Raw genomic sequence first — 13,844 nt, forward strand, 5'->3', positions numbered from 1 at the left:
CTCCTGACCGATCGACGTCAGCGGTTGACTGCCTGGATCTCCTGGACGGTGACGGCCTGGTCGTTGCCGAAGGTGCCGTCGGGCAGGTCACCGCCGGCGCCGCCGGTGCCGGTCCAGGCGATCTCCCAGGTGACGGTGGCCCGGAGCTTGAAGGTGCCGTTGCCAGAGGAGCGCAGATACTTGATGCCGCAGGGCGGGGTCTCGCTGGACTTCCCCTTGGCATAGGGCTCTCCGACGGACCCGTCGGCGTTGATCGTGCACTCGCCCGAGACAGGGTACGTCTCAGCATCGGTCGTACCTGGTTCGAGCTTGAGAGAGACCGGCTTGGCGGTGGTAGTTGACTGGATGTTGAGCCCGCCCACATTGATGGCGGCAGTCACGGAGACCTCCTTGAACTTGGCCTTGTCCAGCCAGGCCCAGGTAGGGAGGTTGACCTTCGTGGTGTCGGTTGGAGCGAGAGTCACTTCAGTGGTGGGCAGCTGGAGGCGGTTGTAGGCGAGTTCGGCGAGAACCTGCGGAGTGACAGCGTTCTTGACGGGCGGAGTGCCGCCGTCCTCGACCCAAAAGGGCGCTTTGTCGCAGGCCTGCGCTTCGGGCTCCATCCAGCGACTCTCGTCACGAACGGCCACCCACCAGTTGCCCTCGTCCTTCTTGTCTAGGTTGTAGTTCTTGTACGTTCCATCCTTGTACGTGTTGCGAAACTCTCCGACGGATTGCTTCGCATAGTTGGCCTGGCCCGGCGTATTGATCGTCTCGTTGTACATGCCCTCGACGTACTTCGAAAAGTCCGCCGCAGAGCGCGGTTCGTACCAGCAGGCGGGCGGGGTCCAGTCATTGACAGGCGTAACGTTGCCTTTGCTGCCACCCTTGGTTCCTGATGTCGAACCGCTGTAGGTGACCATGGAGACGATGCTGCTGCCGTCTTGCCCTCCGCTGGTCTTGGTCTTCTCCCCATTCGACTTGCCGGGAGTGCCCCATGCTGCGAATGCCGTGCCGGGTAGCAGAGCAAGCACACCAGCGGCGACTCCTATCGCGAGCCAGCGGCGCTGAGCCCTCACGGCGTGCACGCCTTGTTCCCTCGTTCCGATTCGATCTTCGCGGTTTGCCACACGCCCTTGCTGTTCAACATCAGACGCGTGCTGTAGAGCACATAGGAGTCGTTGGTCGCCCTGGACTTTTCGACCTTCTTCGTCTTCCGGTTCTTGTTGAACGCCTTGCTCTCATCGGAGCAGTAGGAGACGCCGGCCGACTCCTTGTCGAAGACGCTGATTTTGGCCGCGTAGTAGCGGACCGAACCCGAGTACGTGAAGCCTGCATCGACGATCGACTTGACCCAGTCCCTGCTGCCCGCGAGTGCAGTGCCGGACTGATAGAACGACAGAGCTGAGGATTCGGGGTCGCCCTGAGTGACCGAGTAGGTGACCGCAGTCTGCGCCCTCCCGGCATCCGCCAGGATCGCGTCCTTTGTGGCGTCCCCGGTCTGCCAGCCCTCGAAGGTTTCCTTGACATCGCTCGGGAGCGTCATGTCAGGACGGTTGGCGTTGGCTGCTGACGAGCTCGGCGAAGCCGAGGCGTCGGCGTCGCCTGCGTCGGCGCCCGCGATCTTGTCGTTGCCCTTGGAACTGTCATCGCCGCTCCCGCAGGCGGACAGCGACAAGGCCGCGACAGCGGTCAGCGCGACGGCTGCGAGCAGGGTGGTGCGGCGCTTCACGGATGGCTCCCGGTGGGGCGAGGGTTCTCACGAGTGTGCCAACGCTATCGATGGGACACGGGTGGCACCAGCTGGGTTTGCGTCATGACCGATCTTCCAATCAGGCAAATCGCGGCAGAAGGCACCCTGCACCGCTGCGCCGCGTGATCACTGTTTCATAACGCAACGCATTCTGTGACCATGGCTGGACCAGCCGAACACGAGCCCCTGGAGCCCCGATGGAGAACATCCTGTACCCGAACAACAGCCGGTACGTCCTCGGAGCCGAGCGCGAACGGTACGCGAAGATCGCCGCCGAACGGTACGCCGCCGGTGCTTCCATCCAGGCGATCGCCGACGAACTGGGGCGCAGCCGCAGCTTCGTGAACGGATTGCTGCATCGTGACACGGACGTCGAAGTCCGGCCGCGCAGCGTATCCAGGCGGCCGGCTTCGGGCGCCTGACGGCCCTGAGGTCGCGCCGTGCCCTCGCGGCCTGTGCCCGGATCGGGTGAGGTCTCCCAGGCCACGTGTACCCGTTCCGGGTAGGTGTCGGCGTCGATCGCGGGCCCGCAGGACGGGAAGCAGAAGCCGAGGTCGATCGTCTTCAGCACCGGCGCCGTCGCTTCGTTCCAGCACACGCACAGGCCAGTGGACACCGAGTGAGGACGGGAAGCGACCGGAATCAGTGATTAGCTTCTGTTCAACTCAGAGGCCATGTCGCTGCATCGCCGCAGGTAGCCGGGACACTGAATAGTGCTGGTCGTACTGCTGCCTAGGACTCGGGCCCAGCAGGTCAGCCGGGCCCCTTTTGGTGACGCACGCTTGGCCCGCCTCTGTCCAGGGCACATCGAGGGCACATGAGGACGAGAAACACCCAGAACCATCGACAACCAACCAGAACACGTTTCCGCAGGTCATCTCCTCTGTCAGGCGATCACCCCAGGTCACCGGAGGTGCCCCGGCACTGGTACTTCCAGTAGTTCACGGTGCTGTTCCTGGCCGCGACACTCGTGGCCGGTGGTGCCTACCGGACGTACCGGAAGCAGACGGCGGCCCCGACTGCCGTGTCGGATACGGCGGTTCCGGAGACTTCCGCCTAGCTCAGTCGCCCCGTACGCGCGCGTGCAAGTGCATGTCGTGCCAGCCGTCAGGGTGCAGGAGGGCACTGCGTTTGGTGCCCTCCAGGGCGAAGCCGCTCTTGGTGGCGACCCGGCAGGAGGCCTCGTTGGCCGTGGCGTGCATCAGCTCGAGGCGGTGGAAGCCGATCTCGTCGAAGGCCCAGCGGGTCAGGGCGGAGGCCGCCCGGGCGGCGACGCCCCGGCCACGCGCCGCGGCCGCGGTCCAGTACGCGACCTCGGCCATGCCCTCGCCGAGCTCGACGGCGCGCAGTGCCACCCGGCCCAGCAGCCGGTCGGTGTCCGCGTCGGCGACCGCCCACTGAGCGGTGCGCTCCCCCTCCCACTCCTTCAGCCACTCCTCGATCCAGCCGGCGGCCTCCTCCACCGAGTCGCTGCGCCGGATGTGCCACTGGTGCATGAGCGGGTCCTGGAAGGCTTCGTGGACGGCCGGCGCGTCCTCGGCCCGCCACGGGCGCTGGACCAGCCCGTCGCCGGTGGGGAGGACGGGCTGCGGGGTGCGGGAGAGGGTTCCGGCGGGCAGGACGGGGCTGGTGACGTAGGGCATGATCGGCATCCTGCCCGTGGGGCGCGGCCGGTCCAACGGGTTTTCCGGCGCCGTGCGACACGGTACGGACGCGACTCTCCGCACGGAATGTGGACGCTTCAGGTGTTGTCGGACGTACCACAGCGCTACTCTCGGTAGGTCAAGTGCGATACGGCACGGGGGAGTTCGCAATGGCTGGTCTTTCGGGTGCAGCGCGGGCCGCCGTCTGGGCGGCGGCAGGGATGTGCGCTGCTGTGCTGGTCGGGCTGGTGGTCGTCGCCGTGGCGGTGAATCTGGATACGGCGGACCGTACGGCCAGCGTGGTGGGCGCCGCTCTTGGGGCCGTGGGCCTCTTCGTCTCCGTCTTCACTCTCTTCCGGCCCTCTCTGGGAGCGGGCCGGACACGTCGCGTGCAGTCCCACGGCCGGGGTGCCATGGCCGCGGGCGGGAACATCGAGGGGAACGCCTTCGGCCCTCGGTCTGAGGTCCGTCCGACACCATCTGGAACGCCACCGGCCTCTCCTGCGGCGACCGGCGACATGGACGTACAGGCCCACGGCCCGGGCGCGCTGAGTGCGGGCGGCGACATCTCCCGCAACGCCTTCGGTGACGACAGCAGCGCATGACGAGCGCCGACGACCCAACTCCGACGGTTCCTCCCCCCGTCCATGTGGACGCGGGCAGAAGAGGAATCGCTGCGGGCGGGGACATTCGGTACAACGCCTTTGGACCGGGCAGCTCGGTTCAACACCACGAGCACCACCACGAGGCGCCGCGGCCACTCGTCCAATGGCCGGTGCGCATGGGCACGTTGCCTGCGCGGGCCAGCTTCTACCAGCACCGTTCCGAACAGGACGTGCTGCGTAGCCGGTTGGCGGACCGCGGCACGGCGGTGCTCACCGGTAGCGAGCAGGTGCTGTCCGGGATGGGCGGCGTCGGAAAGACTCAACTAGCCGCCGATCTGGCCCACTCCGCTTGGGAGGCCGATTCCGGCGTGGACCTCGTGGTCTGGGTGGCGGCCGGTGACAAGCAGGCCGTCACTGACGCCTACGCTCGGGCAGCGCGCACTGTCGTCACCGATCGTGAGGTGGACAAGGACGAGGAGTCGGCGGCACAGGAGTTCCTGCGCTGGCTCGGCACCACCGAGCGAACCTGGCTCGTGGTTCTGGACGACGTCAGGGCACGGCGCGACCTCAACGGACTGTGGCCACCCCGCACTCCGGCCGGACGCACCCTGGTCACTACCCGCTCGCGCGACGCGGCGTGGACCACCGAGACGCGGGCGGTGATCCACGTGGGCGTGTTCACCCCCGAGCAGTCGTCGGCGTATCTGCGACGGGCGCTCGGACGCTCCGAACGAAGCAACCACCAGGACACGGACGCCCAACTGGCCGCGCTCTCCGATGCGATGGGGCAGCTCCCGATCGCATTGGCACAGGCGGCCGCCTATCTGGTAGACGCCGACTTGGATGTGCCCTGCTACCTCAAACTGTTGGCCGATCAAACGCGGTCTCTTGCGGAAGCGCTGCCTCAGGAGGACGCGCTGCCCGACGACCACCGTGATCCCGTCCCAGCGGTCTGGGAGATCTCCGTCCGGCGGGCCCAGGCGTTGCGTCCGGTGGGAATGGCCCGGCCCCTGTTGGAGCTGGCCGGTGTGCTCAACGGCGCCGACATTCCTGACAGCCTCTTCGCCACGAAAGCCGCGCTGCGGTATGTGGCCGTTCGGCGTTCCGAATCCGGCACACGGGCATCGGAAGTCCGGGACGTCCGTGAGGCACTGCGTGTACTGGACCGACTCAACCTCCTGGACCACACCGCGAGTGACGTGGGTCGGGACCGGCCCGGCCGCGTACAAGTGCACCAGCTCGTCCAGCGTTCTGTACGGGAGTCCACCCGGAATCTCGCCGAGACCGTGCGGTCGGCCGCCGACGCGCTGGAGGACGCGTGGCCCGAGATCGAGCGTGACCAGAGTCTGTGCCAGCGGCTGCGTGCGAACGTACCACCACTGCGCTTGCACGGGTCGGAGGCATTGTGGCGTCCTGAGCCGCACCCCATCCTGAGCACGTACGGCATGAGCCTCGGTGAGTCCGGCGCCAGCGGCGCGGCAGTCGAGTTCTACGCCGCTCTGGTCGGGGAAGCCAGTCGCTTCCTGGGAGAACGGCACCCGGAGACGCTCAACGCGCTGACAGCTCAAGCGCATTGGCGCGGGCGCGCGGGTGACGCGGCAGGAGCGGCCGCGGCTCTCGAAGCGTTGCTCCCCGAGCAGGAGAAGGTCTATGGGGAACGGCATGCCGTTCCCCTGGCCTTGCGCACGAACATCGCCGGCTGGCGAGGGGAAGCCGGAGATGCCGTCGGCGCCGCGAGGAACTTCGAGGAGCTCGTGCCCCTGCACGAAGAGGTCTTGGGCCACGACGATCCCCTCACCCTCAACGTCCGCCACAATCTGGCCGCCTGGCGCGGAATGGCGGGCGACGCCATCGGTGCGGCAAAGGCCTTCGCACAGGTGGTGGCCGACCGGGAACGCGTATTGGGGCCAGACCACCCCGACGTCCTCAAGACCCGGCACATGCTGGCGACCTGGCGCGGCCGGGCCGGCGACCCGGCCGGGGCGGTGTCACTGCTCGAGCGGCTCGTGGCCGAGCAGGAACGGATTCGAGGCCGGGACCATCCCGACTCGCTCTCCGCCCGCCACAACCTGGCCGGCTGGAGAGGAGCCGCAGGACGGCCCGACCAGGCGGTGGCCGAACTTGTACGTGTGGTGGACGATATGCAGCGGGTGCTGGGGCCGGAGCACTTCTCCACCCTGGACGCCCGTCATGATCTGGCCACCCTGCGCGCAGAGGCCGGCGACCTGCGATCCGCGATCTCCGACCTCGAAGAAGTGCTGGTGCTGCGTGAGCGGACGCTGGGCCGCAGTCACCCGGACTCCCTGGCCACACGACACAATCTCGCGGGCTGGCGGGGGGAGGCCGACGGAGCGGGCGAAGCAGTGCCGGCATTCCAGGCACTGCTCGACGACATGCTGCGGGTGTTCGGACCTGATCATCCCGACACTCTGCTCGTTCGCAGCAATCTCGCGAGCTGGCTCGGCCAGGCCGGGGATCCGGAGGCGGCGGTCGAAGTTCTCGAGGCACTGGTGGCTGACCAGGACCGCATTCTGTCTGCTGGCCATCCTCTGTCGTTCCACACTCGGCAGAACCTCGCCCTGTGGCGAAGTGCGACGGGCGACCACGAAGGAGCGGTAGCGAATCTCGAAGCCCTGCTGCCGACCATGACGGGGGCGTTGGGCCCCGGCCATCCCGATCTTCTCAACATCCGCCACGACCTGGCCTGCCTGCGCATCAACACGGGGCAGGCAGACATCGCCGAACGTGAGCTGGAGCAGGTTCTCGTCGATCGGCAACGCGTCCTCGGGCCGGACCATGTCGACGTGCTCCTCACCGCCCGCGCCCTGGCCGCCGTGCGAGAACGGAGTGACAGTGCCTCCGCCGTGCTCGGCTCCCGCTACGAGTCTCCTGATGAGCCCGACGAGCCGGACCCTGTGCACGCCCTGTTCGCCGCCGCCCACGAGCGCGCCGACGTCTTGGCGGAATCAGAAGACCTGGCAAGCGCGATTCAGGTGCTGGAACAGCTCGTTGTGGAGCTGCGCTCCGCCGCCGGCCCGGACCACCCGGCCACCCTCACCACCCGGAACAAGATCGCCGCCTGGCGGGGTGTCGCCGACGACCCGTCCGGCGCCGCGGAAGAACTGGAAGACGTCTTAGACGCGATGTTGCGCGTGGCCGGGCATGAGCATCCGGCCACCCTGGTCGTGCGCCACAACATCGCGGCCTTCCGCGGACAGGCGGGAGACGTCGCCACTGCCGTCGCGGAGTACACCCGACTGCTCACCGACGAGATCCGCATCCTTGGCGAGGACCATCCCCAGACCCAGCGGACCCGGAACAACCTCGCACACTTCCAGGACCAGGCTGGCGCCTCCCCCTGACCGGCGCCGTAGGCTTGATCGTGATGAGACGCAAGCCACGGATCCCGCCTTCTCCGCTGCCGCAACGGCACGGAGTGGACCCCGTACGGGTCCGGCTGCCCGTCGAGGGTCCGTGGGCCACGGTCCGTGAGCATCTGCTCGAGCGGCTCGGCCCGGCGCGCGCCGGGGTCGTCGACGGGATGTTCGACTCGGGGAAGATCGTCGGTGCCGACGGACGCGCCGTCGCGTCCGATGCGCCGTACGAACCCGGCATGTTCGTGTGGTTCCACCGGGATCTGCCCGCCGAGGTGCCCGTGCCGTTCCCGGTGGACGTCGTGTATCGCGACGAGCACATCGTCGTCGCCGACAAGCCGCACTTCCTGGCCACCACACCGCGCGGCAGCCACGTCACCGAGACCGCGCTCGCGCGGCTGCGCCGGGAGTTGGGGATTCCGGCGCTGGGCGCCGCGCACCGGCTGGACCGGCTCACCGCCGGGCTGGTGCTGTTCACCGTGCGTCCCGAGGAGCGCGGCGCGTACCAGTCGCTGTTCCGCGACCGGCGGGTGGCGAAGGAGTACGAGGCGGTGGCCCCGTACGATCCCGGGCTCGCCCTTCCCCGGACCGTGCGCAGCCGGATCGTGAAGGAGCGAGGGGTGCTCGCGGCCTACGAGGTGGCGGGCGAGCCGAACGCCGTCAGCCGGGTGGAACTGATCGAGCACCGGGCGGACGGTCCGGGGCGGTACCGGCTGGTGCCGAGCACCGGGCAGACCCATCAGCTGCGCGTCCACATGAACACGCTCGGCGTGCCCATCCTCGGCGACCCGCTCTATCCGGTGGTGAAGGACCCCGTGCCGGCCGGTGACTTCCGGCGGCCGCTCCAACTGCTGGCGCGGGCGCTGGAGTTCACCGATCCGGTCACGGGGGTGGAGCACCGGTTCCGCAGTACGAGAACGCTCGAGGCCTGGTCCTCGTACCACGACTGGGCCGGTCAGTAACCGCGCCACCAGCGCAGGAAACGCCGCCAGGCGCCCATCGGGCGGACCGGTTCGGGCGCCGGCACGGGCTGCTGCGGGGCGAGGGGCTGGGGCTCGGCGGCGGGCGTGGGCACGGTGGTCCGGGCCTGCTCGGCGACAGCGGCAGCGGCAGCGGCGGCCGGCTCGGGCTGCGGGGTGCCGACCTGCCAGTCGGTGCGCTGTGACGGGACGGGCGCATGGGTCGGCTTCTGCATCACGTCCTGCGGCGGCTTCGGCGCGAACCGCACCGGCAGCGCCACCAGGTGCCGCGAGGAGATCGACTGCCGCCACACCAACTCGTCCTCGTCACAGTCGAGTTCGACGTCGGGCAGTCGCATGAGCAGTGCGTCGATACCGGTGTCGGCGATGGCACGGCCGATGTCCTGACCGGGGCACTCGTGCGGCCCGCCGCCGAAGGCGAGGTGGGAGCGGTTGCCCTGCATGTTGGCCGCCAGGTCGGGGCGGACCCGCGGGTCGACGTTGCCCGGCGCGATCCCCAGGAGCAGTCCGTCGCCCCTGCGGATGTGCTGGCCGCCGAGCTCCGTGTCCTGCTTGGCGAAGTAGGCGAAGACCGAGCTGAACGGCGGCTCGTCCCACAGGGACTGCTCGACCGCCTCCGGCACCGTCATCTGGCCGCCGTTGAGCTGGGCGCGGAAGCGCGGGTCGGTGAGGACCGTGCGCAGCACGTTCGACAAGAGGTTGACCGTGGCCTCGTAGGCGGCGAAGAGCACGACGCGCAGGTGCTCCCTGACCTCGTCGTCGGACAGCCGCGCCGGGTGCGTGATGAGGTGGCTGGTGAAGTCCTCCTCGGGCTTGGCCCGGCGGCGGGTGGTGAGCCGGCTCAGCGCATCCATGACGTAGCCGTGGCTGGCGATGGCCGTCTCGGTGCCCTTGAGCGCGTCACGGGCGGCCTGCACGAGCCGGTCGTTGTACTCGTCGCGCATGCCGAGGATCTCGCACATGATGGCCATCGGCAGGTGCTCGGCGAACTGGCCGACGAGATCGGCCGTGCCCTCCTCGCAGAAGCGGTTGACCAGGCGCTGGGTGTAGCGGTTGATGTGGCGGCGGATGCCGCGGTGGTCGATGGTCGACATGGCGCCGGTGACCGCGGCCCTCAGGCGCAGGTGTTCGTCGCCCTCCGCGTGGGAGCAGATCGGCTGCCAGGCGATGTGCGGCATCAGCGGGTGGTCGGGCTTGACCATGCCCTCGAGGAGCGGGGTCCACAGGCGGCTGTCCCGGCAGAACTGCGAGGGCGAGCGCACCATGTGCAGGTTCTCGGTGTGGCCGAGCACCGCCCACATCGGCACGTCGTCGTGGAGCAGTACGGGCGCCACCGAGCCGTGCTCGTCGCGGAGTTGCTCGTACAGGGAGGCCAGGTCCTCCGCCTCGGGACCGTAGAGCCGGTGCAGCCCGCCGGGGCCGCGGCCGTGGGCGGGGCAGCCGGGCGGTGGGCCGGCCTTGGGGTCCGCGCCGGTGAGGGAGTGGGATTCAGGCGTCACAGTGGTCGCTCCGAAGTGGATCCGTTGTCAGGGGAGTTGGGACGGATACGGGTGAGGACGGTCAGGTGAGCGCACCCGTCATGGCGAGCGAGTGCAGGAAGCGCATCAGGGTCATCAGGACGTCGCGGCTGGAGGCCCGGCGGCGGGCGTCGCACTCGATGATCGGGATCTCCTCGGCCAGGTCGAGCGCGGTGCGGAGGTCGGCGATGGGGTAACGGGGCCCGTCCGGGAAGGAGTTGACGGCGACCACGAACGGCACACCGCGCTCCTCCAGACGTCCTATGACGTCGAAGCTGACCTCGAGGCGACGGGTGTCGATCAGCACGACGGCGCCGAGCGCGCCCTCGAACAGGCCGTTCCACAGGAACCAGAAGCGTTCCTGGCCGGGGGTGCCGAAGAGGTAGAGCACCAGCTGTTCGGTGATGCTGATGCGGCCGAAGTCCATGGCCACCGTGGTGGCCGTCTTGGTGTCGGAGCCGTAGTTGTCGTCGACCCCGACGCCGGCCTGCGTCATGGTCTCCTCGGTGGTCAGCGGCCTGATCTCGCTGACCGAACCGACCATCGTCGTCTTGCCGACTCCGAAGCCGCCCACGATCACGATCTTCACCGCGGCCTGGGCCGTGTGCGGCAGATGATCCTCTGTCCGTGGTCCGGGGATGGTGTCAGAGCCTTTGAAGTCCATGCATCACCGCTTCGAGGAGGGAACGGTCGGGGAGCGCCTGGCGGACGATCGGGGCGCGCGCCTGTACCAGTTCGGCCGTCAGCATCTCGGTGAGCAGGACGGTCACCACACTGAACGGCAGGTTCAGATAGGCCGAGAGCTCGGCCACCGAGAGGGGGGCCGTGCACAGCCGGAGCGTCGCCGACTGCTCCGGTGTGGCGGAGGCCGGCGGGTCGGCGCGCGCCACGATTAACGTGACCAGGTCGATGTCCGCGCGCTCGCCGTCCGGTCCGGCGACCACGTACAGCCGCTCCGGCTCCTTCCGGTCGCTCTGCCCGGGACTGGGTTTGGGAAGTGGCTCTTCCTTGGGATATCGCCGCCGGCGTTGCGGAGCAGTCATACGGTCTGCCCGTTGCGCCGGGGCGGACTGGTGAGATGGGCCCCGATGCGTACGACGAGATCGCGCATGCGGTTGCTCATCAGCCCGGGCTCGGCGACCACGTCGGAGAGGACCGCGAGATAGGCGTTGGGCCCGGCGGCCATCAGATAGAAGTAGCCGCCGTTGATCTCGATGATGACCAGCTTCATCCGGCCGTCGCTGTCCGGGATCTCGTGGGCCACGGCACTCGCCAGGCTCTGCAGGCCCGCGCAGGCCGCGGCCACACGGTCGGCCGCGTCCGGATCACCTCCGTAGCGAGCGATGCGCAGGCCGTCGGCGGAAAGCACCACGATCATCTCGATGCCGGGTACTCCGTCGGCGAGGTCCTTGAGCATCCAGTCGAAGTTGGCTCGCTGCTGGATCACTTGTGGTCCCTCTCGTCGTCGGCCTCAACGCGGGCCGGCTCGTTGGTCGTCTGAATGTCGAACGGGTCCGGCGTGCCCTTGAGTCCGTTCCAGAACGCCTCGACCCAGAGCCCGGGTTCGGGCTCGTCCTTCTTCTCGGGCTCCGGCTCGGGCTCGGGGGCCGCCCAGGCGGGCCGGGCCGCCTGCGCCTCCCGCTCGGCCCGTTCCGCGGCGGCCTGTTCGGCGAGCCGCACGCTGAGCGGGGTCTTCACCCGGCTGCGCCGCTGCGGCAGGCCGCCCGCGGTCCATTCGGTGACGACGGGGACCTCGTCCTCCATGGACACGCCGGCCGGGATGCGCGGGCTGGTGGGACGGCGCCGCTTGGGGGCGCGCTTGGGACCTTCGACACCGCCGAGTTCGAGCTTGGGCGCGGAGGTCACGCCGATGCCGTGGGCGAGGCCGGGCGCCGGCTCCTCGGTCATCATGATGCGCGGCACGACGAGGACGGCACGGACACCGCCGTACGCCGAGGAGCGCAGCGAGATCTGCATGTCGTACGCCTTGCACAGGCGCCCCACGACGGCGAGGCCGAGGCGCGGGGAGTCGCCGAGGTCCTGGAGGTCGACGCCGGCCTTGGCGCGCTCCAGCATGCCCTCGGCCCGGGCACGAGCCTCCTCGCTGAGGCTGACGCCGGCGTCCTCGATCTCGATGGCGATGCCGGTCTGCACCTCGGTCGCGATGACATGCACCTTGGTCTGCGGCGGCGAGTAGCGCGTGGCGTTGTCGAGGAGTTCGGCGCAGGCGTGAATGACCGGCTCGACGGAGATGCCGCGGATGTTGACCTTGGCGATGTTGTCCAGCGAGATACGCCGGTACTCCAGGATGCGGGACATGGCGCCGCGCAGCACGCTGTACAGCGGTACGGGCGCCGGCCACTGACGGCCGGGGCGGCCGCCGCCGAGGACGGAGATGGAGTCGGCGAGGCGGCCGATCAGCGCGGTGCCGTGGTCGATCCGCAGCAGGTCGTCGAAGACCTCGGGGTTGCGGCCGTGGTCCTCCTCCATCTCCCGCAGTTCGCTTGCCTGTTGGTTGACGAGCGCCTGAACGCGGCGGGCGACGTTGACGAAGGAGCGCTGCGAGGACTCCCGCATGGCTTCCTCGGTGTCGATGATGTCGAGCACCTGCTTGACCAACGCCACCTGCGCCTCGGGCAGTCCGCGCCAGGCCGGGTCGATGTCGCCGAGTTGCTGAATCACCTCTGCGGGCGAATTTCCGCCGCGCAACCAGTGAATGGCGGTCGGTGTGATCTCGTACGCGAGGCGGTGCATCTCCTGGTCGTGGCCGGCGATGCGCCGTTCCAGATACGCGCTGTGACGGGCGCCGTTCTCGCGCAGGGCCCGCAGGGCTCGGCCGCGGCGCACCGCTTCGGCCGCCGTCGCGATCACCAGCAGCGTGGCGATGCCGCCGCACCAGCCGACGGCCGTCCGGGCCGGCCCGGCCACCGTGGCGACGGCGGCTCCGGTCGCCGCGGCCATCAGTATGGCGGGCAGCAACAGCAAGCGCGCGTAGGGAAGTTCGCGCCGGGGAGGGGATTGAACACTCACCATGTGGGCCCTCTGAAAAAGATCGGCTGGGTGTCTGGGGAGCTTGCAAGTGGGGTACGCATGGGACTGCGCAGGATCTTCGGTATTTTTGGGAACAAGCGCACGAATACGCCTCAACTCGGTGCGCTGCGGGCGAGCTTAGTCCGACCGGATCATCGCCGTGTCATATTCAGCAAGCACCTGAAACGGGGCTGCCGCAGGGAGTACGCTCGGCCTCATTTACACGCTCAGGTCCCACTCGCACACGGCGCGTCACAGCGTATGGGCGTACGAATACCACTCACCGTGACGGGTGAAGATCGGCCTCCGGACGCCTCCGTAAGGGCAGTTCAGACGCCCGCGATCCGCAGGGCCGCGTCCGCCGTAGCCTCCGCGAACACCGACACGGGGCGCTCGGGATCGGAGCGGTGCACGAGGATCACGCTCTCGATCAACCCGAACAGCAGGTCCGTACGGAGATCCAGCTCGCTCTTCGCCAGCGCCCCGCCCGCGGTGGTGGCGGCGAGCAACTGCCGGTAGGCGTCCTTGAGTTCGGCGCGCACGGCATGGAAGCCGGCGAAGCGTTCGGCGCGCACCTCGGGCAGCAGATAGAGGCCGCCGAGGTTGTGCGGGCCGCCGCACAGCAGCTCCACGTCGGTCCGGCACAGCTCCCACAGCCGGTCCTCGGGCTCGGTCGCGTCGTCGGCGAGGAGTTCACGGGCGTACGTCAGCGAGGGCGTGACCGTGGACTCCAGGAGCTCGGCGAGCAGCTCCTCCTTGCCGGAGACGTAGTGGTACATGGAGGCCTGCCGCATGCCCGCGCGCTCGGCGACCGCGCGGGTGGTGGTGGCCGCGTAGCCGCGGGTGGTGAACAACTCGGCGGCGGCCGCGAGCAGTTCGTCGCGCGGCGAGAGTCCGCTGTCCGGCCGCTGCGCGGCCCGCGGCCTGCCGACGCGGCGCCCACCTGTCGTTCCCATGCGTTCG

General features: G+C 69.0%; 13 protein-coding genes. 4 read left to right on the plus strand and 9 right to left on the minus strand.

The window, feature by feature from the left end; translation table 11 throughout:
• Positions 1-17 precede the first annotated feature (17 nt).
• Both ACFY1L_RS18330 and ACFY1L_RS18335 read right to left on the minus strand, forming a co-directional pair.
• The gene (locus ACFY1L_RS18330; protein WP_388824637.1) at positions 18-902 is read right to left on the minus strand and encodes a hypothetical protein; all 885 of its coding nucleotides are present in this window, start codon (positions 900-902) and stop codon (positions 18-20) included.
• A gap of 152 nt (positions 903-1,054) precedes the next feature.
• Positions 1,055-1,711, minus strand: a complete 657-nt coding sequence (locus tag ACFY1L_RS18335; protein WP_388824640.1) for a hypothetical protein — start codon at positions 1,709-1,711, stop codon at positions 1,055-1,057.
• Positions 1,712-1,929: 218 nt separating this feature from the next.
• Here ACFY1L_RS18335 and ACFY1L_RS18340 point away from each other — a divergent pair, with 218 nt between their 5' ends.
• Complete coding sequence (locus tag ACFY1L_RS18340; RefSeq protein ID WP_388824643.1) at positions 1,930-2,154, plus strand: helix-turn-helix domain-containing protein; 225 nt, start codon at positions 1,930-1,932, stop codon at positions 2,152-2,154.
• Between the two features lie 639 nt (positions 2,155-2,793).
• Here the strand turns inward: ACFY1L_RS18340 and ACFY1L_RS18345 are convergent.
• A complete protein-coding gene (locus tag ACFY1L_RS18345; protein WP_388824645.1) occupies positions 2,794-3,375 on the minus strand; it encodes a GNAT family N-acetyltransferase in 582 nt (193 codons plus the stop codon).
• 170 nt (positions 3,376-3,545) lie between these two features.
• Here ACFY1L_RS18345 and ACFY1L_RS18350 point away from each other — a divergent pair, with 170 nt between their 5' ends.
• From ACFY1L_RS18350 to ACFY1L_RS18360, 3 genes are all read left to right on the plus strand, one after another.
• Positions 3,546-3,980, plus strand: a complete 435-nt coding sequence (locus tag ACFY1L_RS18350) for a hypothetical protein (protein ID WP_388824648.1) — start codon at positions 3,546-3,548, stop codon at positions 3,978-3,980.
• 176 nt (positions 3,981-4,156) lie between these two features.
• The gene (locus tag ACFY1L_RS18355) at positions 4,157-7,342 is read left to right on the plus strand and encodes a tetratricopeptide repeat protein (RefSeq protein ID WP_388824651.1); all 3,186 of its coding nucleotides are present in this window, start codon (positions 4,157-4,159) and stop codon (positions 7,340-7,342) included.
• Between the two features lie 23 nt (positions 7,343-7,365).
• Positions 7,366-8,316 carry an RluA family pseudouridine synthase gene (locus ACFY1L_RS18360; RefSeq protein ID WP_388824654.1) on the plus strand — a complete coding sequence of 317 codons (951 nt, stop codon included), beginning with the start codon at positions 7,366-7,368 and terminating at the stop codon, positions 8,314-8,316.
• On the opposite strand, the gene ACFY1L_RS18365 is transcribed toward ACFY1L_RS18360, so the two are convergent.
• From ACFY1L_RS18365 to ACFY1L_RS18390, 6 genes are all read right to left on the minus strand, one after another.
• A complete protein-coding gene (locus ACFY1L_RS18365) occupies positions 8,310-9,833 on the minus strand; it encodes a cytochrome P450 (RefSeq protein WP_388824657.1) in 1,524 nt (507 codons plus the stop codon). The genes ACFY1L_RS18360 and ACFY1L_RS18365 overlap by 7 nt on opposite strands.
• Positions 9,834-9,894: 61 nt before the next feature.
• The gene (locus tag ACFY1L_RS18370; RefSeq protein WP_361259770.1) at positions 9,895-10,515 is read right to left on the minus strand and encodes an ATP/GTP-binding protein; all 621 of its coding nucleotides are present in this window, start codon (positions 10,513-10,515) and stop codon (positions 9,895-9,897) included.
• Positions 10,496-10,894, minus strand: a complete 399-nt coding sequence (locus ACFY1L_RS18375) for a DUF742 domain-containing protein (protein WP_388824661.1) — start codon at positions 10,892-10,894, stop codon at positions 10,496-10,498. Before ACFY1L_RS18375 ends, ACFY1L_RS18370 begins: the two co-directional genes overlap by 20 nt.
• Positions 10,891-11,298, minus strand: coding sequence for a roadblock/LC7 domain-containing protein (locus ACFY1L_RS18380; protein WP_361259774.1), 408 nt, complete (start codon positions 11,296-11,298; stop codon positions 10,891-10,893). The genes ACFY1L_RS18375 and ACFY1L_RS18380 overlap by 4 nt, the downstream gene beginning before the upstream one ends.
• Positions 11,295-12,884 carry a sensor histidine kinase gene (locus tag ACFY1L_RS18385; protein WP_388824665.1) on the minus strand — a complete coding sequence of 530 codons (1,590 nt, stop codon included), beginning with the start codon at positions 12,882-12,884 and terminating at the stop codon, positions 11,295-11,297. The genes ACFY1L_RS18380 and ACFY1L_RS18385 overlap by 4 nt, the downstream gene beginning before the upstream one ends.
• Before the next feature lie 326 nt (positions 12,885-13,210).
• Positions 13,211-13,837 (minus strand): TetR/AcrR family transcriptional regulator, encoded by a 627-nt coding sequence (locus ACFY1L_RS18390; protein ID WP_388824668.1) that lies wholly within the window; start codon positions 13,835-13,837, stop codon positions 13,211-13,213.
• Positions 13,838-13,844 lie beyond the last annotated feature (7 nt).

Origin of the sequence: Streptomyces sp. NPDC001663 (genome assembly GCF_042893105.1) — a bacterium.
Lineage (GTDB): Bacteria > Actinomycetota > Actinomycetes > Streptomycetales > Streptomycetaceae > Streptomyces.